We start from the raw sequence: 26,919 nt of genomic DNA on the forward strand, positions 1-26,919 counted from the left end.
TGGTCTCGGTAGAGGTGGGTGAGTCCGTGGTGGTGGAGGACGACTCCCTTGGGGCGCCCGGTGGATCCTGATGTGTAGATCACATACGCGGCCTGGTCGGGGTGGATGTTCCCGAGCGGTCCTTCGTTGAGGTGCGACAGCGTGGCCACGGTGTCGGGGTCGTCGAGGATCAGTTGTGGAATCGATCCTGGTACTTGGTGGGTGGTGGCGGTGGTGGTGAGGATGTGGGTGGGGTTGGCGTCGGTGAGGAGGTACTGGAGTCGTTCGGTGGGGTAGTCGAGGTCGAGTGGCAGGTATGCGGCGCCGGCTTTGAGTACGGCGAAGGTGGCGATGATGGTGTCGGCGTTGCGGGGGAGTGCGAGGGCGACGATGGTTTCGCGGCCGATGCCTTGGTTGATGAGGTGTCGGGCGAGTTGGTCGGATGCGGTGCCGAGTTCGGCGAAGGTCATGCGGGTGGTGCCGGCGACGATGGCGGTTTCGTTGGGGGTGGCGGTGATCTGGTCGGCGAGGACGTCCAGCACGGTTCCGGGTGGGATGGGGTGTTCGGTGGTGTTCCACTCGGCCAGGAGTGCCCGTTCGGCTGTGCTGATCAGTTCGAAGTCGGCGATCTTCTGGCCGGGGTCGGCGACCGCTTGGCCCAGCAGCCGCAGCAGCCGGTCCGCCAACCCCTCCACCGTCGACCGATCGAACAGATCCGAGGCGTAGAACACCTCAAGGTCGAGCTCATCGCCATGGGCGGAGTCGGAGAACGTGATGTCCAGATCGAACTTCGTGACACCCGGGTCCACCCGATCCACCCGGGCATCGAGGCCGAACAGTCGTTGGACGTCCTGGGTGACGGTGCTGTGCGACACCATGGTCTGGAAAAGGGGGTGCCGGGTGAGTGAACGCTCCGGGTTCAGCGCCTCCACCACACTGTCGAACGGCAGATCCGTGTGATCGAGCGCGGCGAGATCCGTGGTGCGGACCCGGTCGAGGAGTTCGGTGAAGGTCGGGGTGCCGGCGAGGTCGGTGCGCAGGACCACCGTATTGACGAAGAAGCCGATGAGTCCGTCGAGTGCTTCGTCGCCGCGGCCGGCTACCGGGCTGCCGAGGGGGATGTCATCGCCCGCACCGAGTCGGTGCAGCAGGGCCGCCACCGCCGCGTGCACCACCATGAAGACGCTGCTGCCGCTCTCCCGAGCCAGTTTCCGCACCCCGGCCGCCAGCTCCGTGGGAACCGTCCGGTGCACCATGCCGCCGGCGTTCGTCGCCACGGCCGGCCGGGGACGGTCGGTGGGCAGCGTCAACTCCGCTGGTATTCCATCGAGTTCGTCGCGCCAGAAGGCTATCTGTCGGGCTGCGAGCGACAGGGTGTCCGTGGGGTCGCCGAGTAGCTCCCGCTGCCACACCGCATAGTCGGCGTACTGGACCGGCAAGGCGGTGGTGTTGGACGACGTGCCGGCGATCCCGGCCGCATAGGCCCGCTCCAGACCGCCGAGGAACGGCCCCATCGACCATTCGTCGCTCGCGATGTGGTGCATCAGCACCACCAGGGCGTAGGCCCCGGCGTCGGTGTCCCGCAGCAAGGTGACCCGTAGCGGTGGCTCCGCCGACAGATCGAAGAGATGGCCCAGCGCGATGCGGGACTCCTCGTCGAACCGTGCGGCCGGCGTCTCCACGACCCGCAGTTCCACCGCGGCCTCCGCCATGGTCAGGACACGCTGTCGCGGTTCGCCGTCCACATCGACGAAGACCGTGCGCAGCGATTCATGGCGGGACACCACGTCCCAGAGGGCCGCGTTGAGGGCGACGGCGTTCACCGGTTGGTCGAACCGGGCGACGAAGGGGATGTTGTAGGTGGCGCTGGGGCCCTCCATCTGGTTCAGGAACCACAGCCGCTGCTGTGCGTAGGACAGGGGCGACAGTTCCGGCCGGTCGGTGGCGGGCGTCAGGGCGGGGCGGCCGGCGGCGGAGCGCTCACCCAGTCGCAGTGCCAGTGCGGCGACCGTCCGTGCCTCGAACACATCGCGGATGGTGCAGTCGGTGCCCAGCGCGGTACGCGTCCGCGCGATCACCCGGGCGGCGAGGAGCGAATGCCCGCCGAGGGAGAAGAAGTCGTCCTCGGGCCCGACTCCCTCCACCCCGAGCACGTCCGCGAAGATCCCGGTCAGGATCTCCTCACGGGCGCCGCGCGGCCCGCGGCCCGTGGTGCTCGTCAACCCCTCCAGGTCCGGCGCAGGCAGCGCGCGACGGTTGATCTTGCCGTTGGCGGTGAGCGGGAAGGCGTCCAGGACGACCACCGCGGAGGGCACCATGTATTCGGGCAGGCGCTCGGCCACCACCTGGCGCAGTGCGGCGGGTTCCAGGGCCGCACCGTCGGCAGCGGTCACATAGCCGACGAGATGGTGTACTCCGGGCCGGTCCTCGCGCACCAGGACCACGGCGCGTCCCACCGAATCGGGAGAGCCGAGGGCGCTCTCGATCTCGCCCAGTTCGATCCGGAACCCCCGGACCTTCACCTGGTCGTCCGCGCGGCCGATGAAGTCGATGCGACCGTCGACGCGTCGCCGCACCAGGTCGCCGGTGCGGTACATCCGGCTGCCCGGCAGCCCGTACGGGTCGGCGACGAAGCGCTCGGACGTGAGTGAGTACCGTCCGAGGTATCCGCGTGCCAACTGGGCCCCGGCGAGGTAGAGCTCCCCGGGGCGGCCGTTCGGAGAGGGGCGCAGGGCGCCGTCGAGGACGTATGCGCGGGTGTTCCAGAACGGGCTGCCGATGTCGGGGACGCCCGTGTGCTCCGCTTCGAGGGTGCGGGATGTGGCCCAGATGGTGACCTCGGTGGGGCCGTAGACATTGGTGACCGAACGGGCGGATCCGGCCAGTCGTTCGGCGAGGTCGGCGGGTAGGGCCTCACCGCCGACGAGGACCGTGATCCGGTCCAGTGTGGCGGGGCCGCCGTCCTCCAACAGGGCGTGCCACAGCGAGGGGGTGGCCTGTACAACGCTGGGTCGGTGGGTGTCGATGAACGAGGACAGGGCCGCGGGGTCGCGAACGGTGTCCCGATCCGCGAGGACCACGGTCGCGCCGCTGATGAGAGGTGTGTAGATCTCCAGTGCGGCGATGTCGAAGGAGATGGTGGTGACGGCGACCAGCCGGTCGCCCGCCGCCATGGCCAGTTCCTCGGCCTGCATCTGGAGGAAGTTGGTCAGCGCCCCGTGCGGGACGACGACTCCCTTGGGGCGTCCGGTGGAGCCCGAGGTGTAGATGACGTAGGCGGGGTGGTCGCCGTGGACCGGTGCGCTGGGTGCCGGGCTTCGGTCGGCGAGCTCGGCCAGGGTGTCGGGTGCGTCCAGGACCACGGTGTCCACCCCCCGTACGTCGGGGGCGGCTGCGGCGGAGTCGAGGGTGGTCAGCACGCACACCGGACGGGAGTCCTCGACCATGAACTCCAGCCGGTCGGCGGGGTAGTCGAGATCCAGCGGAAGGTAGGCGCCCCGGGCCTTGAGGACGGCGAGTACGGCCACCAGCAGATCGGCGCTGCGGGGCAGGGCGAGCCCGACGATCGACTCGGGGCCAACCCCCCGGGCGGTGAGCAGTGCGGCGAGCCGGCCCGAGCGGTCGTCGAGTTCGGCATAGGTGAGGGTGGTGTCGCCCGCGATGACGGCGGGCAGTTCGCCCTGGGCGATGACCTGTTCGTCGAAGGCGTCGACGACCGTGCGCTCGGTCGTCGGGTGTGCGGTGGCGTTCCAGGCGTCGATCAGCTGGGCGCGGTCGGCGGCGGGTACCAGGTCGTGGCTGCCGACGGGCGCGTCCGCTGGTCCGGCTGCGATCTCGTCCAGGAAGTGTGCGAACTCGGCGCACCGTGCGGCCAGGGCCGGTGCGTCGTACGCCCGGGGGTTCCCGTCGAACTCGAAGCGCAGGCGCCGTTCGGCCGCGTCGTGGTAGAGGCCGAGGGTGAGGTCGTCCACGGGCCCGGCGGCCACGTTGTGGACCGTGCCGGGTGAGCCGGCGAAGTCGAGGGCGTTGTCGAACGCCTTCACATTGACCATGGGGCCGAGGAGGCCCCGCTCCCGGCCGACGAGCCCGAGGTCGCGGTGGATGTCCTCGGCGCGGTAGCGCTGGTGGCGGCGCAGGGCCCTGATGTCCGCGGCGACCTCGGAGACGAGTGCGGACAGGGGAGTGTCGGGACGGACGGCGATCCGCAGCGGCAGCACATTGACGACCATCGCGGGCACTTTGAGCGCGACGGAGCCGAGACGGGCCATGGCCGGCAGCGAGAGCAGGACGTCACGACTGCCGGTGGCGCGGTGCAGATAGGCGGCGAAGGCCGCGGTGACCACATCGGCCCAGCTGGACCGGGCAGCGCGGGCGATGGCGAAGAGTCCGGCGGTCGTTTCGGGGGAGAGGGTGGCGGTCTCCCGACGGAAGGCGTGGGAGGCGGCGAAGGTGGCTCCGCTGAGCGGCTCCGGCTCGGGACGGTCCGCGAGGCGGGTGCGCCAGTAGTCGCGGTCCTCGGCCCATTGGGGCGAGTTCCGGTAGGCGTGCTCCTCCTCGATGACGGAGCTGAGCGGGCCGAAGGGACTCGGTGCCGGTTCATCGCCGCAGACCAGGGCCGTGTAGATCTCGGCGGTGCGACGGCTGATCAGGGAGAAGCCGTAGGCGTCCAGGGCAATGTGGTGGACGCGCTGGTACCACCAGGTGCGGTCGGGGCCGACGCGGTGGAGCGCGAAGTGGAACAGGGGTTCTGTCGCCGGGTCCGCCGGAGTGTCCATGTCGGCGCGCATCGAGGCCAGCGCCGCGGCCACGGGGTCCGCGGCATCCGTGTGGTCGACGACGTCCAGTCCCCGCCAGTGGTGGGCGCTCTGCGGGAGTTGGTGCGGTTCGCCGTCCTCACCGTGGGACTCCGCGAAGCGTACGGTCAGCGCCGTGGTCTCGGCGATCGTTCGGCGCACGGCACGTTCGAAGAGCGTGCTGTCGACGGTGCCGTCGATCTCGATGTACTGACCGACGTTGTAGACGGGGGAGAGGGCGTCGAGCCGCTGGCCGTACCAGACGCCGGTCTGGGCCCCGGTGAGAGGAAGACGCTGGGAAGCACGCTCGGTCATGGGGATCTTGCTCCAGGGGTCGGACGCGGCGGGATCGGTGGGGAGCGGTCGGGGATGGCTGACGGGGGCGGGCACTGAGGCCCCGTGGGTGGGGGTGCGTCGACCGTCCGGAGCGACGCACCCCCACCCGGCCTAGGGACGGTGTTTCAGGGGCTGTTCGAACGCTTCGGGCGCGGGGTCGAGGCGTTCGGCGACCGTTGCGACCAGGGAGGCAGCTGCCCTGCGCAGTTGACGGAGCCGACTGCCCGGACGTCGTGTGTCGAATGTGCTGTGCGTACGGGTGCGGAGCACGTGCCCTGCCTTCCTCGGTCCACGCTTCCGGTCGCCCGGCGCGCTCCTGGTGAACTACTGGTGGGGTGGCGCACGATGGTGGCGCGCGGAGAGGTCCGATCAGCCGCCCATCGGCCGGGCCTTCTCGACGGTCGTCACCTCGGGGCTGACCGGGGCGGGCGCGGCGCTGCCCCCGTCGGACCCCTTGACTTCACCGGGTCCGTCGGCTGCATGAGGGTCGGCATCTGCATCGCGGTCGTCGGGGGCATCGGGGTTGTCGGGGGCGTCGGGGTCGTCGTTGTCGTCCTCCCACGCTTCCTTGGGGAGTGTCGCCTGGCGCAAGCCCGGTACGGTGACCGCGATGGCCACGGCGGTGATCGCGCAGATCACACCATTGACGACGGCCGCACCCGACGGGCTGAACCACTTGGCGATCAGGGCGACTTCCGCGTCGCCGACGATGTCTCCCGCGGTGTCCTGGGTCGTGATGACGCTGACGATGCGTCCACGCAGTTGATCCGGGGTGTTGTGTTGGACCAGGGCGTACTCCAGGATCTCGTAGACCGTGCCCGCGCCACCGCAGATGGCGAGCATCACCACGGCGACGACGATGTTCCCGCTGAGGCCGAAACCGATCATCGAGAGCCCGCCGACGAAGGCGGCGATCAGCAACAATCGGCCCGGGCGCGCGGCCCGGGTGAGCCAGCCACTGGTTGCGGAGACGATGACGGATCCGACCGCGGACGCGGTGTAGAGGACGCCGAGCATCACATCGCCGCCCCCGAACTCCTTGTCGACCATGGCGGGGAACACCACGACCGGCATGGTGAACAGGGCCGTCACTCCTCCGAGGGTGAGGAGTCCTCCCACGACCTTGTTGCGCCAGGCGTACTTGAACGCCACGAGGAGCGATCCGGAGTCCTCCGCGCCGACTGTGTTGCGATCGTTGTGATCGTCGGGATCGTTGAGGTAGTCGGGGTCGTCGTCCCGAACGGGTGGCAGCGGACGGATGCGGGAGATGAGGAAGGTCGTGATGGCCGTGGTGACGGCCGCGAACGCGAACACCGGTCCCGGCCCCCACAGCGCCAGCAGCACTCCGCCCAGCAGCGGGGCGGCGATGGAGCCGATCTCGCCGGTGAGCGAGATCAGGGCACCGGCGGCCGGCAGTTGGTCGGGCCGTACGAGCGTGGGTGCGACGGCCATCAGGGCCGTCACGCTGACACCGGTGGCGAGGCCGTCCCAGGCCACACAGAGGAAGATCACCCACACCTTGGGGTCCGGCGCCAGGGCGTTCCAGGCCAGTCCGGCGAACGCGAACGCGGCGGCGCCCCGGGCGTAGACGATGAGCCGCTTGCGATCCATCCGGTCGGCCATCACCCCGCCCCACAGGGATCCGATCAACACCGTGACGCTCATGATCATGCTGGTCACGGCGATCTGGAAGATGGACTCGGTCAGATCGTAGACCTGGGCCGCGAGCGCCACGCTGGCCATGCCGAGGCCGAAGAGCGAGACGACACGGGCGACGAAGATGGAGCGGAAATCGGGGCTGGTGCGCAGGGGTTCGATGTCGATGAGGTAGTCACGCACGGACACGGGGGGCTCCCGTCGTGGCGTTCTCTCTCGTCGACCCGGCAGCAGCGCGGTGGTCCTGGGCGTGATCCATTGGCTTGTCCGTGATCTTGGTGGAAGCGGTGGTCCGGGTGCGCGCGGCGGGCGGTTGCATCGGTTCCCGCCGGAACGCCCGGCCCAGGGGCAGCACCAGTGGGGTGTCGGTCTCGGGGTCGTTGATGATCCGGCAGCGCAGACCGAAGACGTCCTCGACGAGATCGGTGGTGACGATCCTCGCCGGGGGGCCTTGGTCGATGACCCTGCCGTCCCGCATGGCGATCACATGGGTGGCGTAGCGGCAGGCTTGGTTGAGGTCGGGCAGTACCGCGACCACCGTGCGTCCGTGCGCCTCGCGGAGTTCGGCGCACAGGTCGAGTACGTCCACCTGGTGGGCGAGGTCCAGCAGGGTGGTGGGTTCGTCGAGCAGCAGCATCGGAGTCCTTCGGGCGAGCGCCACGGCGACCCAGACGCGTTGACGCAGCCCACCGGAGAGGTCGTCGACGTGGCGGTGGGCCAGTTCGGCGACGTCGGCGGTGTGCAGGGCCGTTCGCACGGCCTCGTCGTCCTCGGCCGACCACGGCCGCAGGAGCCGTCCGTCGGGGAAGCGTGCCCGGGCCACGAGGTCGACGACGGTGATGTCCTTCGATGTGGCCGTCGACGCGGGGAGCAGCCCGAGTCGGCGGGCGAGCACCGTGGCGGGAAGAGTGGCGATGGGTCGACCGCCGATGACTACTGCGCGTTGGGGCGGGTCGACGAGCCGGGCCAGCGCGTGCAACAGGGCCGATTTGCCGCTGGTGTGCGGGCCGACGATCGCCGTCAGCGATGCTTCGGGGACGTTGACGCCGAGCCGTTCGGCCGCGGCACTCGGGTCGTACGTCCGCAGCAGGTCGTCGGCCCGCAGCCTCTCACCCATGATCTGTCTTTCCTCCGTCGATTCCCTGCGGCGTACCCGGCCGCGTGGGCGCGGGCCCGAACGCTTCCGTGCGAGGGAGCGGCCGTGCCGCTGGGGGTACTCGAAAACGCCTGTCGCAGCCGGCTCGTCGTCCACCACGGGCGGTGGGACAACGGGTGGGCCGGCCGGTGCTGTCAGGTTCGGCACTGAATCTGACGGTCGGTACCACGTGGTGGGGTCGCCGGTGTGCTGACCGGCCGTCGGGGAGCGTGCCTCAGGTTCCGCCGCCCAGCAGGACGGCCCATTCCTTGAGCGTCGGTCGCTCGGCGAGTTCGACGAAGCTGATCCGGGCGCCGTCGGCGCGCCAGGTCTCGACGAGCGTCATGAGCCGGATGGAGTCGAGTCCCTGGTCCAAGAGGCTCTCGTCGACCAGTACGTCTTCCGCGTCGACGTACAGCATCTCGGCGACATCGCGCACCAGTCGCTCCAGAGCGAAGGTGCTCTGGCCGGAAGCCTGTGGTCCGGAAGTCTCTGGATGGGCCGTGTCGGCCATCGTCGGTGTTCCTCTCCCTGGCTGGACTCCGCAACCCATCAGCAGAGTTTAGGTTAGGCTTACCTAACTACTTCCGGTCATCCTAAGTCAAGCCGGCGGCTCGCGCGGACATCGGCTGCGGGTGTCCAACTCCCCCTGTCCGTGCGGGTGATGGGATGGTGGCGACTGCCGTGTCGTACTGTGGCTGAAAATTAGGCAAGCCTTGCCTAAGTGTCACCGGTCTGTTGGTGAGTGTCCACGGGTGCGTACGGCGTGACCCCGGGCGTTCCGCAAGACCGAGGAGAGGGAACCCATTGACCACGGCTCTGCCGCGTCCCGCCGTCCAGCTCTCGACCGCCTCCGTGCGGCAGGCGAGTGTGCTGGACGCTGCGGCCCTGCACGCCCTGTCCCGGCAGTTCTTCCACTGCGGCGCCCTGCGGGAGCGCCCACGCGGCCACTACGCCGCCGAAGCCGCGGACTTCCTGGTCGCCGAACTCCCCGCAGACGTCCTCGCCGGCTGTCTGGGGCTGCGCATCCACCCCGACGAGCCCCGGGGGCCGGCCGCGGTGCTCTACAACTTCTGTGTCTCCCCGGCCAGTCAAGGCCGTGGAGTGGGATCCGCGCTGTTGCGTTCCGCGTTGGCCCAGGCCGCTGCCCGGTCCCTGCGAGCGGTGTTCACGGCGACGACCGGTGGCGGGGAGCTCTTCCTGCGCCACGGCTTCACTCCGATCGCCCCCGAACTGGCCCCGCTCGCCTGGGTGAACGCGCTCGACCCCCGGCGCGGGTCCACCGTGCTCGCCCGCACCCTGCTCTGACGCGGCCGACTCCCGGATGCGGGCCCCCGGCCCGTACCGGGACGGGGCACGCCGAGCGGCCGGTCCTGGAGGAGCCCTTCAGGACCGGCCGCTCGGCGTCGGGCGAAGGGTCAGGACCGCGCGACCAGACTTGCCGGGCGCATGTCCGTCCAGTGCGAGTCCACGTACTGGCCACATCCCTCCTTGGTGTCCTCGCCGTGCACGACGGTCCAACCGGGAGGAACCGCGGCGAACGAGGGCCACAGCGAATGCTGGTTCTCCTCGTTCACCAGCACGAAGTAGCTTCCGTCGGCGTCCTCGAAGGGGTTGGTGGCGGTCATGGTGATCTCTCCTCGTGGTGAGTGCTGTGCGGATGGGTGATGACAGGTCAGGCGGATAGGGCAGGGTCGGTGGAGAAGGGCAGGAAGTCGGTGATCAGCCTGGTCAGCTCGGCCGTCAACCGGCGGGCCTCCTCCTCGCTGAAGACGTGTGCGGCCCAGCGCCAGCGCAACTCGGCTCTCGGACCCGCGTCCGAGCCGCCGTCCTCGACGAGCGTGACTTCCAGCGGCCCGGTGAGCGGCGGTTCGGCCCCGGGCAGGGCGGCCAGCGCGGCCCGTAGCGCTGTGCACTCCGAGATCGGAGCGGGTCTCCAGTCGACAGCGCCGGCCGTGGCTCCGGGGCGCACACGATGGACCACACGCACCACGTCGCGAGCCCCGTCCGCCAGCAACGACGCCGTCTGCGCATTGAGGTGCAGCAGTTGTTGGTGCCCTCGCCCCCCGTCGGGCACCGAGGCCAACGCCCCGGCGGTACGGGACAGGGCCCGCCCCACGGCCTCGCCGGTGGGGGAGGCTCCCGGAGCGGGGATGCGGACCGGATGGACCACGCCGAACCCACCCGCCATGCGCAGGGGACGGGTCGGGTCGGAGAACTCCCGTTCCACCACCAGTTCAGGGCCCAAGCCGTCTCCGCGCAACCGCGGTTCATCGCCCGCGACAACGGCGAGCGCGGTGAGCACCGCGACCTCAAGGCCGTGGGCGTCCGCGCCGCGCCGAGCACCATCGGTGTCAGTGTCAGTGTCGGTGCTGGTCTTGGTACCGGTGCTGCCAGCTGCGACGTACGTGGTCAACTCATCGTGGCAGCCGTCCGCAGCGGTCGGGAACGAGTGCTCAGGCCTGGGTGGCAGGGCGATGCCTCGGCGGGCCGACAGTGCCGACCAGGCGGGCAGTTCCGCCACGCGCTCGGGCTCGTTGGCCTCGGCCAGCAGCCGCCGCGTCCAACCGTGCAAGCCCTCCGAAGCCGTTCCGCCGAGTCCGTTGGTTCCGCTGAACCGGTCGGCTGCGCTGAATCGGTCGGATCCGTCGGTTCCGTCGGTTCCGTGAATGGGCCCCCCGCCCACGAGCAGGGCTTGGTAGGAGGCGGCGAGTTCCGGAACGATCACCTGCCATGACGCATCGTCCGCCGCCGTCACATGTGCGATCAGCAGCAGCCGCCCCGGCCCGCCGGGCCCCGCGTCGAACCAGACCAGACGCAGTACGGTGCCCGTCCAGGGATCGAGCGCCAGGGCGGCCCGCCGTGCCTCACCGGCGATCAGCGCCGACAACTGGGCTCCCGTCGCCCGGCCGGTGACCACCCGACGTACCGTCGCCGTGTCGATCACCGCCGGAGCGAGCGCCGACGGCAGGACCTCGTGCGTCCACACCTCGCCGGCGGCCCCACCCAGCCGGTGCAGCTTGAGGCGCAGCGCCGGATGGGCGCGGGCCAGCCGGGCCACCGCCCGGCGCAACACCACAGCCGAGAGGCCCGCGGGAACCTCCCACAGCGCCGACTCCTGCCGCCGTTCGACGGGAGCGCCCGACTCCCGGAGCCGGTGGGCCACGGGCAGCAGGGGCAACCCGCCCGCTTCCTCGGCCGGCATGTTCCCCGAAGGCGGGCTCTTGGCCACCGACAGGCCCGCTCCGGACCGGCGAGGCGCGATCGTCTCCACGACATCGGGAGCGCGCAGAGCCGACAGCGCGCGCCCCGGTTCGCGGCAGAGTTGGCGCAGCAGTCCAACACAGTGCTCGGCCCATTCCCCGAGCCCCTGCGCGTCGTACAGTGCGGGGTTGCCGTCGAAGTCGAGCCTCAGCCGCCCGTCCGCGTACCGCACGGCGGAGATCGAGAGTCCTTCCACCGGCCCCGAAGCGAGCGTCACGATGTGTCCGGGCACCCCCGCGAAGTCCACCTCGGTGTCGAACGGCCGCAGATTGAGGAGCGGTCCGGGCCAGTGGGCGCGCGTACGCCCCGGCCACAGTTCGCCGACGATCTCCTCGCCACGGAAGCGCTGGTGGGTGCGTACGGCCGTGAACTCGGCGGCCATGCGTTCCAACACGGTGGCGAAGGTGTCCTCGTCGCCCACTGCCACCCGCACCGGAAGGATGTTCACGGCCATACCCGGCACCCTCAAGGTGCCGGGCGCGGTGCGGGCCATGGCGTACATGGCCAGCACCGCATCGCGCGTACCGGTCTCTCGGTGGAGTTGTACGGCGACGGTGGCCGCGATGGTCTCCGCCCAGGTGCATCGAGACGCCCGGGCCGTGGACACCACCGCGGCGGCGGTCTGCCGGTCGAGGACCACCGTACGGCGCAGGGCGGTGTCGGACGGCGGCGCGGACCGTCCGCGCACCGGAGTGAGCTGCGGCCCGTCGCAGTACCTCGCCGCCCAGTGCGCACGATCGCGCGCGTACTGCGCGGACGCGGTGTACCGGGACTCGGCATCCACGAGGGTGGACACCGGTGCGAACGGCGAGTCGGGCAGGGGAGTACCGCGCAGCACGGCCGTGTAGACCTCGGCGATCCGACGGGTCAGCAGTGCCACCCCGTAGCCGTCCACCGCCAACTGGTGGAAGTACTGGAACAGGAGGTGGTGCTGCGCCCCCACCCGGACCAGGACCGCGCCTGTCAGCGCGGGCGGGACGGTGCCGGTGCCGTTTCCGAACAGCAGGTCCAGTCGCGGCGGGCAGGCGAGTTGCTCACGGACCAACTCCACGGCGGCCGACGTCGGATCGGCCGCTCCCGTGGTGTCCAGCCGCGGCAGCCGCCAGTGCGCCGCGTCGAAGGGCACCGGTTCCTGGAGGAGCCGCCCGCCCTCCTCCCGAATCCGGAAGTGCAGCCCCGGCGCCTCGGCCAAGGTGTGCCGCAGTGCGTCCTGGAGCGCATCGACGTCGATGGGGCCGATCAATTCGATGTACTGGCCGACGTTGTAGCCGGCGTGGTGGGGGTCGGTCCGCTGCGCGGACAGCACGTGCGCCTGTGCGGCCGTCAGTTCCTGCGGCGGTGCCGGGGTGAGCGTCGCGTGAGACATCTCGCCTTCCTGGGGAGTCGTCCGAGCGGGTGGGGTCAACGGCCGGGGGCGACGCCAGCCGCCTCGGCTCCACTCGGTGCCAGCGCCTGGTCGTCGAGGAGCTCGGCTGCCTCTGCCCGGGCCTCCACCGGCGGCCCGGCGGGCGTGCGGCTCACGAGCGCGTCACGGATCTCGCCTGAGCGCACGGCCAGCGTCGACAACAGCGAGGAGGTGATGCCGTGGGTGTGCTCGGTGACGGCGCCCTGGAGGTAGACCCCGGCCGTGATCCGCTCGTCCGTCAACAGACGGTGGTCGCGGTCGATGCGCAACCTCCCCTGGCCGTCGGTCAAACAGCGGTCGACGAGCGGCCCGAGCAGTTCCCTGGGGTCATGGGGGCGATAGCCGGTGGCCAGCACCACTGCGTCGGAGTCCAGGGGGAAGCGCTCACCCGTGGTGAGGGAGGTCACGATCGCCCGGGAGCCGTTGGGTATCTCCTCGACCCCGGTGAGGGCGGTCGTGCGCAGGATGCGCAGCCGCTCGGTCCCGGCCACCTTCTCCTGGTAGACCGTGCGGTAGAGCTGCTCTATCAACTCGCCGTCCACCACGGAGTAGTTGGTGTTCCCGTGGTATCCGAGCAGCGCGCGCTTCACCGCCTCGGGCGCCTCGTAGAAATCGTCCACCGCGGATGGGTCGAAGATCCGATTGGCGAAGGGGCTGTCATCGGCGGGGCTGTAGCCGTAGCGCGTGAACACCGCGCACACCTCGGCGTCCGGGAAGGTGCGGTACAGATAGTCCGCGGTCTCGGCGGCCGACTGCCCCGCCCCCACCACGGTGAACCTCCGGTGCGGGCGCTCCTTCAGCTCCTGGGTACGGAAGAGGAGGTCCCGGTTGTGCCAGACGTGCTCGCCCAATGACACGCCCTCCGGCAGTCGTGGGCGCAGCCCGGTGCTCAGCACCACATTGCGGGTCCTCAGCGAGGCTTCCGTCTCGCCCGATGCGCTCCCGGCCGTCCGCAGGGCCACATCGAGGTGCGTCACCCCGCCGTCCTGCTCGACGGGCCGTACGGACAGTGCCTCACAGCCGTAGGACACCTGCTCGCTGAAGCTGGCTGCGCACCAGGCGAGGTAGTCGTGGAACTCGACCCGGGTGGGGAAGAAGCTCTTCTGGTTGATGAAGTCGATGAGGCGTTCTCGCTCGTGGAGGTAGCGCAGGAAGGTGTAGCGACTCCCGGGGTCCCGCATGGTGACCAGGTCCTTGAGGAACGACACCTGCATGGTCGCCCCTTCGATGAGCATGCCGCGGTGCCAGCCGAACCCGGGCTGTCGCTCCAGGAACGCCGACCGCAGCCGCTGTTCGGGGGCGGAGCGTTCATTGTGTTCCTGCACGGCGATGGCCAGGGCGAGGTTGGCCGGGCCAAAGCCGATGCCCACCACATCGTGGATGGGGGTCTTCCGCTGTGCGATGCTCGCGTGACCTGCCGGCATGTTCGTCCTCACTCATGGTGGCCTGTGGTATGGGGGGTTCGGCGGTGCCTGTCGAGGCTTGGCAGAGCTACTTGAGGCTTTGTCGGTGCTTGGCAGCGCTTGGCAGTAGTCGCCAGTGCTTGTCGGCGCTTGTCGGCGCTTGGCAGTAGTCGTCAGTGCTCTTCAGTGCTTTTCGAAGGAGCCTGAGGCGTCAGCCGAGGATGGCGGGGAAGGCCGCCACCAGTGCATCCACGTCGTCAGTACTCACGGTCAGCGCCGGCGCCAGGCGTACGGTCGTCGGATTCACGGCGTTCACCAGGAATCCGGCCTCCCGGGCAGCTTGTTGCACCCGTGGCGCCACGGGTCGCTCCAACTCGACGGCCAGGAGCAGTCCGGCACCCCGCACCTGGCGCACCAGGGGATGCCCGATGGCTTCGATGCCGTGCCGCAGCCGTGCGCCACTGCTGAGGACCTGGGCCAGGAGACCTTCGTTCTCGATGGTGTCCAGCACGGCGAGGGCCGCCGCGCACGCCACCGGGTTGCCTCCGAAGGTGGAGCCGTGCTGTCCGGGTGTCAACAGGGCCCCCGCGGCTCCGAAGGCGAGGGTGGCACCGATGGGCAGCCCGCCGCCGAGCCCCTTGGCCAGTGTCACCACATCGGGGTCCACACCGGGTGAAGCCTGGTGGGCGAACCAGTGGCCGGTGCGTCCGGTACCGGTCTGCACCTCGTCCAACATCAGCAACGAGCCCATGGCGCGGGTGATGTCCCGGGCGGCGCGGAGATAGCCGCCCGGTGCGGGCACCACCCCCGATTCGCCCTGGATCGGCTCGATCAGCACCGCGGCCGTCTCCTCCGTGACCGCGGCGCGCAGGGCGTCCGGGTCACCGAACGGCACATGCGTCACCGTGCCGGGCAGGGGCAGGAAGGGCGCCCGCTTGTCGGGCTGGCCGGTGAGCGCCAGCGCGCCCATGGTCCGCCCGTGGAAGCCGCCCTCGGTGGCCACCAGATGGGGCCGGCCGGTCCTGCGTGCGATCTTGAACGCGGCTTCGTTGGCCTCCGCGCCCGAGTTGGAGAAGAACACCCGCCCCTCGCGGCCCGCGAGCCGCAACAGCCGTTCGGCCAGCGCCACCGGGGGTTCTGCCACGTACAGATTGGACACATGGCCAAGCCTGGCGACCTGGCTGCTCACTGCATCGACGATCGCGGGATGCGCATGGCCCAGGGAGTTCACGGCGATGCCTCCGGTGAAGTCCAGATACGCCGAGCCGTCCGCGTCCCACACCACACTGCCCTCTCCGCGCACCAGCGCCATGGCGGGAGTGCCGTAGTTGTCCATCATCACGGCACGCCAGCGTTGGGTCAGCGCCGCCGTGCCACCGTGTTGAGACACCTCCGTGTCACCGTGTTGGGGCACGTCGTCGGTGTCATGGGCTTCGGGCGTTGTGTCCGTTGTCATCTGGCGTCCTCCGCCTTCACATCGGTGGGCCGGGGGTCGGGGGCGCGATCGGCCCGGTGTGGAGCGGGGGTCGGCCCCCGGCGGTCGTGTGCATCGGGGACCACGGTGGTTCCGTTGGTGTCGTCGGCGAACACCTCCCGCAGCAGACAGTGCGGCACCCGTCCGTCCAGTACATGGGCCCTGCGCACTCCCGCGCGCACCGCCTGGAGGCAGCCCTCCATCTTGGGCACCATCCCGCTCGCCAGCGAGGGCAGCAGTCGCTCCAGGGCGCTCGCCGTCAGTTCGTCGATGACCTCGGTGCTGTGCGGCCAATTCGCGTACAGGCCCTCGACGTCGGTGAGCATCACCAACTTCTCCGCATCCAGTGCGACGGCCAGCGCGGACGCCGCAAGATCGGCGTTGATGTTGTAGACCTGGCCGTCCTCGCCGCGGGCGATGGGGGAGACCACGGGGATCCGCCCCCGATCGAGCAGCGCCCGGAGCGTGTCGGGATCGACCTGGACCACTTCGCCGACCAGACCGATGTCGACCGGTTCGCCGTCGATCTGCGCCGGCCTGCGCACGGCCGTCATCGTGTGGGCGTCCTCACCCGTCAGCCCGACGGCGAAGGGGCCATGGGCGTTGATGAGCCCCACGATCTCCCGCTGCACCTGCCCGGCCAACACCATCCGGACCACATCCATGACCTCGGGCGTCGTCACCCTGAGACCGGCTGCGAACCGGACCTCCAGATCGAGGCGGCCCAGGAGCGAGCTGATCTGCGGACCGCCGCCATGGACCACCACCGGTCGCAGCCCGGCGTAGCGCAGTGCGACCACGTCCTGGGCGAAAGCCCGCTTCAGTTCCTCGTCCACCATGGCGTTGCCACCGAACTTGATGACCACGACCTTGCCCTGGAACGTCTCCAACCAGGGCAGAGCCTCGATCACCGTGCGCGCTCGCGGGAGCGTTCCGCGCGACGGAGGAGGGGAAGGCGGCTTCGTCGGATCCATCGCTGCGGCCGTCGTACCCGCTGCGTTCATGAGCTGTACGCGCTGTTCTCGTGGACGTACTCGGCGGTGAGGTCGTTGGTCCAGATCACCGCGGACTCCTGACCGCTGCGCAGGTCGACGGTCAGGGTGATCCGGCGCCCGGAGAGGTCGACCTTCTCCCGGGACTCGCCCGCCGCTCCGTCGCGGCACACCCAGACGCCGTTGATGGCCACGTCGAGTTGGTCCGGGTCGAACACGGCGTCGGTGGTGCCGATCGCGGAGAGCACCCGGCCCCAGTTCGCGTCCTCGCCGTGGAGCGCGCACTTCAGCAGGTTGTTGCGGGCCACCGAGCGCCCCACGGTGACGGCGTCCTGCTCACTGGCCGCGCCCACCACCTCCACCTCGATCTCCTTGCTGGCGCCTTCGGCGTCGGCGATGAGCTGTCGGGCGAGATCGAGGCACACGGTGTGGACCGCCCGGGCGAAGGCGTCGGCCTCGGGGGTGAGGCCGGACGCCCCCGACGCCAGCAGCAGCACCGTGTCGTTGGTGGAGGTGCAGCCGTCCGAGTCGACGCGGTCGAAGGTCGTACGGACCGCCTCCCGCAGGACGGTGTCCAGGGTTTCGGCCTCGACGTCGGCATCCGTGGTGAGCACCACCAGCATGGTGGCGAGGGACGGCGCGAGCATCCCGGCGCCCTTGGCCATCCCACCGACCGTCCACCCGTCCCGGGAGACCTGTGCCGTCTTCTCCACCGAGTCGGTGGTCCGGATCGCGACGGCGGCGTCCTGACCGCCCTGCGGTGTCAACTGCTCGGTGGCCTCGGCGATCCCGGTGGCCAGCTTCTCCATCGGCAGTCGGATCCCGATGAGACCGGTGGAGCAGACCGCCACGTCGTCGGTGCGCAGCCCGAGAGCCTGTGCGGTCAACTCGGCGGTGCGACGGGTGTCCTCGTCGCCGGGTCGACCCGTACAGGCGTTGGCACCACCGGAGTTCAGGACGACCGCCGCCGTCCGGCCGTGGCGCAGCACCCGGCGTGACCAGCGCACCGGTGCTGCCTGCACCCGGTTGCGGGTGAAGACACCGGCCGCCGCGTATGCCGGCCCGCCGTTCACCACCAGTGCCAGGTCCAGTGCTCCGGATTCCTTGATCCCGGCGGCGATGCCGCTCGCGAGGAATCCTTGGGCAGCGGTCACGCTCACGGGGCGACTCCATTCAGGGGCAGGCCCAGGGTCTCCGGCAGCCCCAGGGCGATGTTCATGCTCTGCACCGCTCCGCCGGCGGTGCCCTTGGTGAGGTTGTCGATGGCGCTGACGGCGATGAGTCGTCCGGTGCTCTCGTCCAACGCGACCTGTACGTGGGCGCAGTTGGAGCCGATGACGGACGCGGTGGCGGGCCACTGCCCGGGGCCGAGGAGACGTACGAACGGTTCCGCTGCGAACGCCTCCTCGTAGGCGGTCCGCAGTGCGCCGGCCGTCGTTCCGGGGCGCACCCGGGCCGAGCAGGTGGCGAGGATGCCCCGGGCCATCGGGGCGAGCGTCGGGGTGAAGGACACGGCCACCGCCTCTCCCGCCGTGTCGGAGAGGTTCTGCACCAACTCGGGTGTGTGCCGGTGCCCTCCGCCGACGCCGTAGGGCGTCATGGACCCCATGACCTCGGAGCCGAGGAGATGGGGCTTGAGCGCCCGACCTGCGCCGGAGGTTCCGCTCGCCGCGACGATCACCGCTTCGGGTTCCAGCAGCCCGGCGGCGTAGCCGGGATAGAGCGCCAGCGTGGCGGCGGTCGGATAGCACCCGGGTACCGCTATGCGTCTGGTCTGCCACAACGCCGCCCGTGCACCGGGCAGTTCGGGGAGTCCGTACGGCCAGACACCGGCGTGGGGCGTGCCGTAGAACCGCTTCCAGTCGTCGGGGTCGCGCAGTCGGAAGTCCGCGCCGCAGTCCACGATGAGCGCGACGGGGCCCAGGGCGTTCGCGAGGGCCGTCGACTGTCCGTGGGGGAGGGCGAGGAAGACGACGTCGTGCCCGGTGAGCACCTCGGCGGAGTTCGCTTCGAGCACCCGGTCGCCGAGGGAGTGCAGTTGGGGTTGGACGTCACCGAGGCGTTTGCCCGCACTGCTGTGTGCGGTGAGGGCGCCGATCTCCACGTCCGGATGGTCGGCCAGGAGCCGCAGAACCTCACCCCCGGCATATCCACTCGCGCCTGCCACTGCCACGCGGAACGTCATCTCAGGAGTCTTCTCTTCCGATCGCTGGTGACACGGTGTGCACCCCAGCTCCGCCGACAGGAACTTAGCTTAGCCTAACCTAATGTTCCCGTCGGTGGTTCGAGGCGGCGCTGTCGAAGGCTCAAGAAGACCCCCGCCCCACGGTGCCTGCGGCGGCGCTCCCACCATCGAGAAACCCTCGGCGCAGGCGCCTTCGACGCACCCACCTGGCGGTTCTCTCCCTTCCCCGCCCGGGGCACAACGCCCGGTGCCGAGTGCGCACGGCGTACGCCGAGGTGCCCGGCGGATGGCCGACCCACCCTGCCCACGCAGGAGTTCGCAGCAGGAGAAGTCCCTCCAGGGGCCCGGTGGCACCCGCTGTAGAAGGAGAAGCAGACAGGGCGCAGACCGCCCGTAGAAGGAGAAGTAGACAGGGCCCACACCGCCAGCGCCTCGCAGAGCCCCAGGCGTGGTGCCGCCGACCGTCCACGGCAGTGCGGAGGGCGCGCACCACGAGCGCGTACCGCACCACTCCTGTCCTGCACCTGCCCGGGTCCCGGCAGGTGCGATGCATACGCCCCTCGCCCCGCACATGTGCTTCTCGCACACATCCACGCAGTACAGGGCCATGCGACACCCATGTGAATCGCATACCCAGGCACATGCGGAACTGGTGACAGCAGCGACTGTCCGGCCGCCACCGGCGCATGACACCTTCAGTCACGTCAGCCGGGAACGACGACCGAGACGAGCGGGAAGGAGTACACATGAACCCCGAGTACGCCACGTACTGTCAGGCGGATCGTGATTTCTACGACGTACCCCACCGCTCCTCCAACGGCGTGGACACCATCGGCTCCCAAGCCCGAAACGGCTCCTTCGGACCCGCACAGGAAGCCGCCCCCGAGGGGTGGGAGCGCTCCCGGCGCGGAGACTGGCTCTCCTACAGCCCCCGGGGCCTTCGACTGCCCCAGCAGGGCTGGAAGATCCATATCTCCGCCACCCTCGACAACGCGGAGTCGGTCCTGCAACGCGTCCTGGACTACTGCATTCCGCGACGCATCCCGGTGAAGTTCATCCCCTCCCGGCCCCTGCTGCTGCTGCGCAACGCCAAGTACGCGGACCGCGCCGGCAGCGGCAAGTTCCTCACCGTCTATCCGCACTCGGAGGAGAGCTTCCCCGAGGTCTGCGGCGATCTGATGGAACTCCTGGACGGTGAACCCGGCCCGTACATCCTCAGCGATCTGCGGTGCGGCGACGGACCGGTCCATGTGCGGTACGGAGCCTTCGCCCCCCGCTTTTGCCCCGGGCCTGATGGCAGACTCGTGCCCGCCGTCGCCAACCCCTCGGGCACCCTGGTCCCGGACCCCCGCGGCCCCTCCCTGCGCATCCCCGACTGGGTGACGCCCCCGGCCTTCCTCAAGCCGCACATCGAAGCCCGCACCACCGTCGGCATGGACCAGATGCCGTACGAGATCAGCGGTGCGCTCCACTTCTCCAACGGTGGTGGGGTCTACAAGGCACGCGACCCCCGCACCGGTGAGGACGTCGTCCTCAAGGAGGCCCGGCCGCACGCCGGTCTGGCCGCTGACGGGGCCGATGCCGTCGCCCGGCTCGAACGCGAACGCACCGCCCTGGAGCAACTGGCCGGACTGGAGTGCGTACCCCAACTCCGCGGCACCTTCGAGGTCGGCGGACACCACTTCCTCGCACTGGAACATGTGCCAGGCACCACCCTGAACACCGTTTTCGCCCGCCGCTTCCCCCTCTCCGCGTCACAGCCGAGCCGCGAGCAGCTGGCCGAGCACGCCGAATGGGCCGGCAGGATGTACGCCCTGGTGGCGGACGCCGTCCAGGCGGTGCACGAACGCGGCGTGGTCATCAGCGACCTCCACATGAGCAACGTCATGGTCTCCGACGACGAATCGAGAGTCGTCCTCCTCGACTTCGAGGCGGCCTCCCGCACGGCCGACCGGTGCCGCCAGGTGGTGGCCAACCCGGCCTTCGTCGCCCCCGCCGACCGGCGGGGCGTGGAGATCGACCGCTACGCCCTCGCCTGTCTGCGCCTCGCCCTGCTCCTGCCGCTGACCACACTCTTCGCGATCGACCGGGGCAAGGTCACCCAGCTCGCCCGGGGAGCCGCCCGGATCTTCCCTGTGACGGAGGACGAACTCCGGCCCGCGGTGGACGAGATCCTGCGTAACGCCGGGCAGAGCGACAGCGCCCCTGCCAACGGCACCACGCCACCCGAGCAGACCATCCGCTCGGCGGAATCACGGCAGACATCCGCCGATGACGGCACCGAGGACTCGACCGCCCCTGGCTCCACCGGGCACCGGCCGACCTCCGGCTCCGCGCGAATACCCGACCCGGGCGAGTGGCCGCTCAGCCGGGACTCCATGGCACAGGCCATCCTCGCTTCCTGTACACCCGACCGTGAGGACCGATGTTTTCCGGGCGACATCGCCCAATTCGCCTCCCCGGCCGGTGGCCAGTCCCTCGGCTACGGCGCCGCAGGAATCCTGTACGCGCTCCACGAGACGGGCGCGCCATCCAGCCCCGAAGCCGTGGAATGGCTGCTCGCCCGAGTCAAGGAGCCAGCACCCGGCACCCCGATCGGTCTCTATGACGGCCTCGCCGGCATCGCCTGGACGCTGCGTCGCATCGGCCACCCCGAGCAAGCCGCGGAACTGGCCCAACTGATCGCCCGCCAGCCCGTCGAAGGGCTCACCGCAGATCTCCACGGCGGACACGCCGGCATAGCCCTGGCCCTCGACGACCTCGCCCGCACCGCCACCGGTACGGAAGCCGTCGCACTCGCCGGCACCGCCGACCGCTGCACCGCCCTCGCCGCCCGCGCCCTGCTCAGCGGTCCACCCTCACCCCGGACCGGACTGCTCCATGGCGCAACGGGACTCGCGCTGCTGTTCATCAGACGCTACGAGTCGACCGGCGATCCCCAACTCCTCGACCTCGCGGCCACCGCGCTCCACCGCGACCTCGCCCGCTGCCGTCCCGGCGCCGAAGACGCCCTGCTGGTCGTCGAAGGCAAACGGACCATGCCGTACCTCGGAGCGGGCAGCGCAGGGCTCGCCCTGGTGCTCGACGAGTACCTCGCACACCGCCCGGACGACGCCTTCACCACGGCACGCCAGGCGATGCTGCCCGCGCTCTGCTCCGCCTTCTACGTCCAACCGGGACTCTTCCGGGGCGTCGCCGGGCTGATCCTCCAGCTCAGCCGCACCCCCGTCGGCGATCCGGAACTCAGGCAGCGGACCATCCGCCGCCACATCGAACTCCTCGGTCTGCACGCCGTGCCCTACGCCGGCGGACTGGCCTTCCCCGGTGAGCAGATGATGCGCCGATCCATGGATCTGGCCACCGGCACCGCAGGGTGTCTGCTCGCCCTCGGCAGCGCGCTCGGGGACACCCCCGCCGCACTGCCGTTCCTCTCGCCGCGACCGCGGCCCACAGACCGGTCCCAGCCAGGGACCGTGCACCAATGAGAAAACAACCGTCCCCACGGAAGGAAATCATCATGGCGCTTCTCGACCTTCAGGCCCTGGAGACCCCGCAGGATGAGGCGTACGGCGACGTCGCCACCGGAAGCCAGGTCAGCCTGCTGGTGTGTGAGTACAGCTCCCTGAGCGTCGTTCTCTGCACCCCGTGACACCAGGCCGGGGGGTAGGGCGGTAACCGCATTCCGCTCACTGCCCACCTCCCGGCACCCCGTACGGTCCCGCGGCCTCCGGCCCGGGGCCGTACGTGCTGGCCGGTGCCCGGCAAGAAGTGGAAGGGACTCCCCGTGACAGGTAGTCGGCCAGCGGTGCCATCCCCGCCGTCGGCGACGTCGGTACGGTTCCTGGGCACTGGCCGCCTCTCCCTCGCGGCCGTCGCCGTCTGCTCGGCCCTCGCCGCACTTGCCGCGGTCGCCCTTCCCGCGGCCCTCGGCATCGCCGTGGACCAACTCGTCACCGAAGGCCGCATCCCCTGGTCGGCCCTGCTGCTGTGCGCTGGGCTCACCGCGGCCGAGGTCCTCCTCGATGCGCTCGTCGCCCTGCTCGGTGGCACCACCACCGCGGCCCTGACCGCCCGACTGCGCACCCTCCTCCTCGATCGAGTGGTGCGCACCGAGCCACGCAGGGGCGGCGCCGTACCACCCGGTGACCTGACCACCCGGCTCACCGCCAACGCCGCCGACGCCGCAGCCGTGCCCGTCACGGCCGCCACCGCCGTCGCCGGAGTCCTCCTCCCCCTCGGCGGGATCGTCGGGCTGTTCCTCATCGACCCCTGGACCGGACTCGCACTCCTCGTCGGCGCGCCCTCGTTCGTCCTCCTCCTGCGCACCCTCATCCGCCGCACCGCGGACGCAGCCGCCGACTACCAGCGCGAACAGGCCCTGATCGCCACCCGACTCACCGAGGCGCTGGACGGCGCGGCCACCCTGCGTGCCGCACACACCGCCACCCGTGAACACGCGCGCATCACCGAACCGCTCACGGCCCTCGCCGCGCACGGCCGCCGCACCTGGCAGATCCACGGCAGCGCCGCGGGCACCAGTGCCGTGCTCCTACCGCTGCTCTCCGTACTGGTGCTGGCCGTGGCCGGGCTCAGACTCGCCGCCGGGGCGATCAGTGTCGGCGATCTCCTCGCCGTCTCCCGCTACGCGGTCCTCGCCATCGGCCTCGGCTCGTTGACCGGAGCCCTCGGCGCGATCGCCCGGGGGCGGAGTGCCGCGGCCCGGCTTGAGCCCCTCCTGACACTGCCGCCGGTGCCCCATCTCGCCCGCACCCTGCCAGCCGAGGGCCCCGGCACCCTGGAACTGCGCGCCGTCGATGTGGTGGAGGACGGGAAGCACCTGCTGCGCGGGGTCAGCTTCCGTGTCCCGGGCGGCACGTCGTTGGCCGTCGTCGGCCGGTCCGGATCCGGGAAGTCCCTCGTCGCCGCCGTCGCAGGCCGGCTCATGGACCCCGACGGCGGCACCGTCAGCCTTGACGGGGTCCCCCTGGACACGGTCGACCCGGTACTCCTGCGGCACGAGGTCGGCTACGCCTTCGCCCGCCCCACCCTGTGGGGCGAGACCGTCGAGGACACCATCGCGGCCGGTGCGGTCCGCCCGACCGACACCGGGATCCGCACGGCCGCCCGAGCCGCGTCCGCCGACGGGTTCATCCGACTGCTCCCGCACGGCTACCAGACCCCTCTCGACCAGGCGCCCCTGTCCGGCGGTGAGCGCCAACGCCTCGGCCTGGCGAGGGCGTTCGCCCACGCCGGCCGGCTGCTGATCCTCGACGACGCCACCTCAAGCCTCGACACCGTCACCGAACGGCAGGTCCAGCAGGCCCTGGCCCGGTACACGGGCCGCAGCACGCGGATCGTGGTCGCCCATCGCATCTCATCGGCCGTTCAAGCCGACCGGGTGCTGTGGATGGACGACGGCGAGGTGCGCGCGGTGGGACGGCACACCGACCTCTGGGCCGACCCCGACTATCGACAGGTCTTCCACCACGCCCCCGAGCCGCCCGCTGCCCCGCTCCCGCCCACTGACGGGGCTCACGGGCGGCTCACGGGCGGGCTGACGGACCCCGGAGCAGCGGAAGCAGTACCCGTCACCGTCTCGGCGAGTCAGCGCCCCACCGAGGACCCCGCACCACCCGCACCACCCCACCGACAGCGGCGATCCGGACCGGAGGCACCATGACGCCCGACCCGGCCCCCACCGCGCCCGAGCCCGCACGGATCAGAGGCGCCCTGCGCAGGGTCATGCGCGAAGGCGTGCCCTTCCTCCGGGCCCGTACCGCCGCGATGCGCCGCCTCGCAGGCTGGTCGCTGTTGGAGTTCGCGCAGACCTTCATCAGCGGATACGCCGTCGCCCACGCCATCGACCGGGGCTTCCTCTCGGATGCGCCCGCCACCGGACTGCTCTGGCTCGCCGTGGCCGCGCTCGCCACCCTCCCGGCCGCGCTCGCCACCCGCAGGCTGTTCGCCGGACTCGCCGATCTGGTCGAGCCGTTGCGCGACGGCCTGGTGCGACGTTCGACGGCCCGCGCCCTGGCCGGGGCGCTCACCGCGGCCACCCCCGCCACCACCCGTTCGCTCTCCCAGGTCACGCATCAGAGCGAGATCGCCCGGGACGGCTGGGCCGGCCTCGTACTCTCCCTGCGTTCCTTCGTCTTCACCTCGCTCGGCGCGCTCGCCGGCCTGGCCGCACTCTCCCCGCGACTGCTCCTGGTCGTCCTGCCGCCGCTCCTGATCGGACTGGCGCTCTTCCTGGCCACGCTCATCCCCATGGCCGCGCGCCAGAGCGCCTACCTCGCATCCGACGAAGCCTTCGCCGCGCACGCGGGCCACACGGCCTCCGCGCTCCGGGACATCGCGGCGACGGGTGCGGTGAGCTCGACCCTCACCCGTGCCGAGCACCTCGCGGACGAGCAGGTCGCCGCCGCACGGTCGCTCGCCCGCTGGGCGGCCGTACGCATCGTCGCCCTCGCCGTGTGCTCACGCGTCCCACCGCTGCTCCTGCTCCTCGCCGCTCCCTGGTTGATGCGACAGGGACTCACCAGCGGCGCGCTCGTCGGGGCGTTCACCTATCTGACCGCTTCGCTGGCCCCCGCGGTGCACGCCCTGCTCAGCGTGTTGGGCACCGCGGGCGGACGGTTGGTGGTGGTGCTCGATCGCTTCACCGGAACCGTGACCCTGCCTCCGCAGCCGGGCACCGCGCCGCCCCCACATCACTCTCCGTCCGCGGACACCGCCGAACTGCGCTCCGTGAGCTTCGCGTACGGTCCGGGCGCCCGTCCCGTGCTGCATCGGTTGGACCTCACGCTACGAGCGGGGGAGCACCTGGCGGTGGTGGGACCGAGCGGCAGCGGCAAGTCCACGCTCGCAGCCGTTCTCGCCGGGGTGGTGCCCCCCACCGAGGGGGAAGTGCGCTGGCTGGGCCGGGCCACCGGGGAGTGGGAGCCCACCGCACTGCGTACCCTGCTGCCCCAGCAGGCGTACGTGTTCACCGGCACCCTGCGCGACAACCTCCGCTATCTGCGGCTCACGGCGAACGACCGCGAACTCATCGGATCGATCGAGGCCATCGGCGCGACCGCCCTGCTGGAGCGGCTCGGGGGACTGGACGCCGCCGTCGACCCACAGCAACTCTCGCCCGCGGAACGCCAACTCATCGCCCTGTGCCGGGCCCATCTCACCACTACGCCCCTGCTGATCCTGGACGAGGCGACCAGCCATCTCGATCCGGCAGCCGAGGCGCGTGCCGAAGTGGCGCTGGCCGAGCGGGGGAAGACTTTGGTGGTCATCGCCCACCGGTTGTCATCGGCCGGGCGCGCGGGACGGGTACTGGTGATGGACGGTACGCACACGGTCTGCGGAACGCCGGCCGAGCTCCCCGCCCAGTCGGCGCTGTACCGCGATCTGATGGGGCACTGGTCCCCGACCCCCGAAGCCCCTGCACCGGATGGATCAGAGGTGTCGGAGTCGTCTGATCCATCGGGACGTGCCGTGAGCACGATGCGGCAGGGATGACCCCGGCCCCGGTGCCGTGCGTCCCTGCGGAAGCGCGACGGAGGGTGTCCCGGGGGCATCCGTTCGGTGTGCCTGGGCGGACTGATCGTCGCCGCCCGGGGACATCAGCGGCTGAGGAGGCCGAGAACCGGCCCCGCCGTGTCGAACTGGAGCTGGAGAAGTGGCCGACCCGGGCCTAGAGCCAGCCGAATTCCTTCGAGAGTCTTATGGCGTCGAGTCTGTTCCGTGCCCCCGTCTTCCGTATCGCCGCCGCCAGATAGTTGCGGACCGTGCCGCTCGCCAGATGGAGTGCGTTGGCGATGGACGAGACCGACTCGCCCTCGGCGGCCATGGACAGCACGTGCAACTCCCTCGGGGACAGTGGTACTTCAGTCGCCTGTAACAGTCCGAAGGCCAAGGACTGGTCGATGTGCCGACCGCCCGACGCCACCTTGCGCACCACGTCGCAGAGATTGTCCACCGGGCCGAACTTGTCTATGTATCCTCTCGCCCCCGCATCCGACGCTCTGCGTAAATCACCGGCTCGATCCCCTCGCGCGAGCACCACCAGGGCCGTCTGCTGCTCCGCGGAACGCCGCAGCGACTCCGAGAGGGTGAGGACTTCCACGGAATCCGGACAGTCGAGATCCGTCAGCAGTATGTCCGCGGGTTTTTCGTTCATGGCCGCTCGCACGCCCCCCTTGTCGGTCGTGTGCACCTGGATGCCGTGGTGCTTGCTGAGCAGGCAAGCCAACGATGCACGCCACAGTGATACCGCGTGTACTAGCAGAACCGTCGTCATGTGC

The 26,919-nt window shown here is 70.5% G+C and carries 18 protein-coding genes; 5 read left to right on the top strand and 13 right to left on the bottom strand.

Annotated elements, in window-relative coordinates; all coding sequences use genetic code 11:
* The 5 genes from ACFXJL_RS30660 to ACFXJL_RS30680 form a co-directional block, all read right to left on the bottom strand.
* On the bottom strand, nucleotides 1-5,087 hold a 5,087-nt coding region (locus tag ACFXJL_RS30660), incomplete at its 3' end, for an amino acid adenylation domain-containing protein (protein ID WP_384697793.1).
* A gap of 132 nt (nucleotides 5,088-5,219) precedes the next feature.
* Nucleotides 5,220-5,378: a hypothetical protein gene (locus tag ACFXJL_RS30665; protein ID WP_384697796.1), complete on the bottom strand. Its 159-nt coding sequence runs from the start codon at nucleotides 5,376-5,378 to the stop codon at nucleotides 5,220-5,222.
* 99 nt (nucleotides 5,379-5,477) lie between these two features.
* Entirely contained in the window at nucleotides 5,478-6,953 is a 1,476-nt protein-coding gene (gene entS, locus ACFXJL_RS30670; protein WP_384697799.1) for an enterobactin transporter EntS, read from the bottom strand.
* Nucleotides 6,940-7,881, bottom strand: coding sequence for an ABC transporter ATP-binding protein (locus ACFXJL_RS30675; RefSeq protein WP_384697802.1), 942 nt, complete (start codon nucleotides 7,879-7,881; stop codon nucleotides 6,940-6,942). The genes entS and ACFXJL_RS30675 overlap by 14 nt, the downstream gene beginning before the upstream one ends.
* A 253-nt stretch (nucleotides 7,882-8,134) precedes the next feature.
* Nucleotides 8,135-8,413, bottom strand: coding sequence for a phosphopantetheine-binding protein (locus tag ACFXJL_RS30680; RefSeq protein ID WP_384644881.1), 279 nt, complete (start codon nucleotides 8,411-8,413; stop codon nucleotides 8,135-8,137).
* A gap of 293 nt (nucleotides 8,414-8,706) precedes the next feature.
* On the opposite strand from ACFXJL_RS30680, the gene ACFXJL_RS30685 reads away from it, so the two are divergent.
* Nucleotides 8,707-9,207, top strand: a complete 501-nt coding sequence (locus ACFXJL_RS30685; RefSeq protein ID WP_358877957.1) for a GNAT family N-acetyltransferase — start codon at nucleotides 8,707-8,709, stop codon at nucleotides 9,205-9,207.
* A 110-nt stretch (nucleotides 9,208-9,317) separates the two neighbouring features.
* On the opposite strand, the gene ACFXJL_RS30690 is transcribed toward ACFXJL_RS30685, so the two are convergent.
* From ACFXJL_RS30690 to argC, 7 genes are all read right to left on the bottom strand, one after another.
* Complete coding sequence (locus tag ACFXJL_RS30690) at nucleotides 9,318-9,527, bottom strand: MbtH family NRPS accessory protein (RefSeq protein ID WP_358877956.1); 210 nt, start codon at nucleotides 9,525-9,527, stop codon at nucleotides 9,318-9,320.
* 47 nt (nucleotides 9,528-9,574) lie between these two features.
* Nucleotides 9,575-12,529 (bottom strand): condensation domain-containing protein, encoded by a 2,955-nt coding sequence (locus ACFXJL_RS30695; protein ID WP_384697807.1) that lies wholly within the window; start codon nucleotides 12,527-12,529, stop codon nucleotides 9,575-9,577.
* 35 nt (nucleotides 12,530-12,564) lie between these two features.
* The gene (locus tag ACFXJL_RS30700; protein ID WP_384638783.1) at nucleotides 12,565-13,992 is read right to left on the bottom strand and encodes a lysine N(6)-hydroxylase/L-ornithine N(5)-oxygenase family protein; all 1,428 of its coding nucleotides are present in this window, start codon (nucleotides 13,990-13,992) and stop codon (nucleotides 12,565-12,567) included.
* A gap of 190 nt (nucleotides 13,993-14,182) precedes the next feature.
* Nucleotides 14,183-15,427: an acetylornithine transaminase gene (locus tag ACFXJL_RS30705; RefSeq protein ID WP_384697811.1), complete on the bottom strand. Its 1,245-nt coding sequence runs from the start codon at nucleotides 15,425-15,427 to the stop codon at nucleotides 14,183-14,185.
* Nucleotides 15,424-16,419 (bottom strand): acetylglutamate kinase, encoded by a 996-nt coding sequence (argB, locus tag ACFXJL_RS30710; protein WP_384697814.1) that lies wholly within the window; start codon nucleotides 16,417-16,419, stop codon nucleotides 15,424-15,426. The genes ACFXJL_RS30705 and argB overlap by 4 nt, the downstream gene beginning before the upstream one ends.
* A 26-nt stretch (nucleotides 16,420-16,445) precedes the next feature.
* Nucleotides 16,446-17,597, bottom strand: a complete 1,152-nt coding sequence (gene argJ / locus ACFXJL_RS30715; RefSeq protein ID WP_384697817.1) for a bifunctional glutamate N-acetyltransferase/amino-acid acetyltransferase ArgJ — start codon at nucleotides 17,595-17,597, stop codon at nucleotides 16,446-16,448.
* Nucleotides 17,594-18,622, bottom strand: coding sequence for an N-acetyl-gamma-glutamyl-phosphate reductase (argC, locus tag ACFXJL_RS30720; protein ID WP_384697820.1), 1,029 nt, complete (start codon nucleotides 18,620-18,622; stop codon nucleotides 17,594-17,596). Before argC ends, argJ begins: the two co-directional genes overlap by 4 nt.
* Before the next feature lie 746 nt (nucleotides 18,623-19,368).
* Between argC and lanKC the strand changes: the two genes are divergently transcribed.
* The 4 genes from lanKC to ACFXJL_RS30740 all read left to right on the top strand — a co-directional run bounded on the left by lanKC (nucleotide 19,369) and on the right by ACFXJL_RS30740 (nucleotide 26,134).
* The gene (gene lanKC, locus ACFXJL_RS30725) at nucleotides 19,369-22,107 is read left to right on the top strand and encodes a class III lanthionine synthetase LanKC (RefSeq protein WP_384697823.1); all 2,739 of its coding nucleotides are present in this window, start codon (nucleotides 19,369-19,371) and stop codon (nucleotides 22,105-22,107) included.
* Between the two features lie 32 nt (nucleotides 22,108-22,139).
* Nucleotides 22,140-22,271 (top strand): SapB/AmfS family lanthipeptide, encoded by a 132-nt coding sequence (locus ACFXJL_RS30730; protein WP_329024628.1) that lies wholly within the window; start codon nucleotides 22,140-22,142, stop codon nucleotides 22,269-22,271.
* A 156-nt stretch (nucleotides 22,272-22,427) separates the two neighbouring features.
* The gene (locus ACFXJL_RS30735; RefSeq protein ID WP_384697825.1) at nucleotides 22,428-24,302 is read left to right on the top strand and encodes an ABC transporter ATP-binding protein; all 1,875 of its coding nucleotides are present in this window, start codon (nucleotides 22,428-22,430) and stop codon (nucleotides 24,300-24,302) included.
* The gene (locus ACFXJL_RS30740) at nucleotides 24,299-26,134 is read left to right on the top strand and encodes an ATP-binding cassette domain-containing protein (protein WP_384638761.1); all 1,836 of its coding nucleotides are present in this window, start codon (nucleotides 24,299-24,301) and stop codon (nucleotides 26,132-26,134) included. The genes ACFXJL_RS30735 and ACFXJL_RS30740 overlap by 4 nt, the downstream gene beginning before the upstream one ends.
* A gap of 175 nt (nucleotides 26,135-26,309) precedes the next feature.
* Here the strand turns inward: ACFXJL_RS30740 and ACFXJL_RS30745 are convergent, their stop codons facing one another.
* On the bottom strand, nucleotides 26,310-26,915 hold the full coding sequence (locus tag ACFXJL_RS30745; RefSeq protein ID WP_358877946.1) for a response regulator transcription factor: 606 nt from the start codon (nucleotides 26,913-26,915) through the stop codon (nucleotides 26,310-26,312).
* Nucleotides 26,916-26,919 lie beyond the last annotated feature (4 nt).

The organism is Streptomyces sp. NPDC059256, assembly GCF_042753785.1.
Taxonomy (GTDB): Bacteria; Actinomycetota; Actinomycetes; order Streptomycetales; family Streptomycetaceae; genus Streptomyces.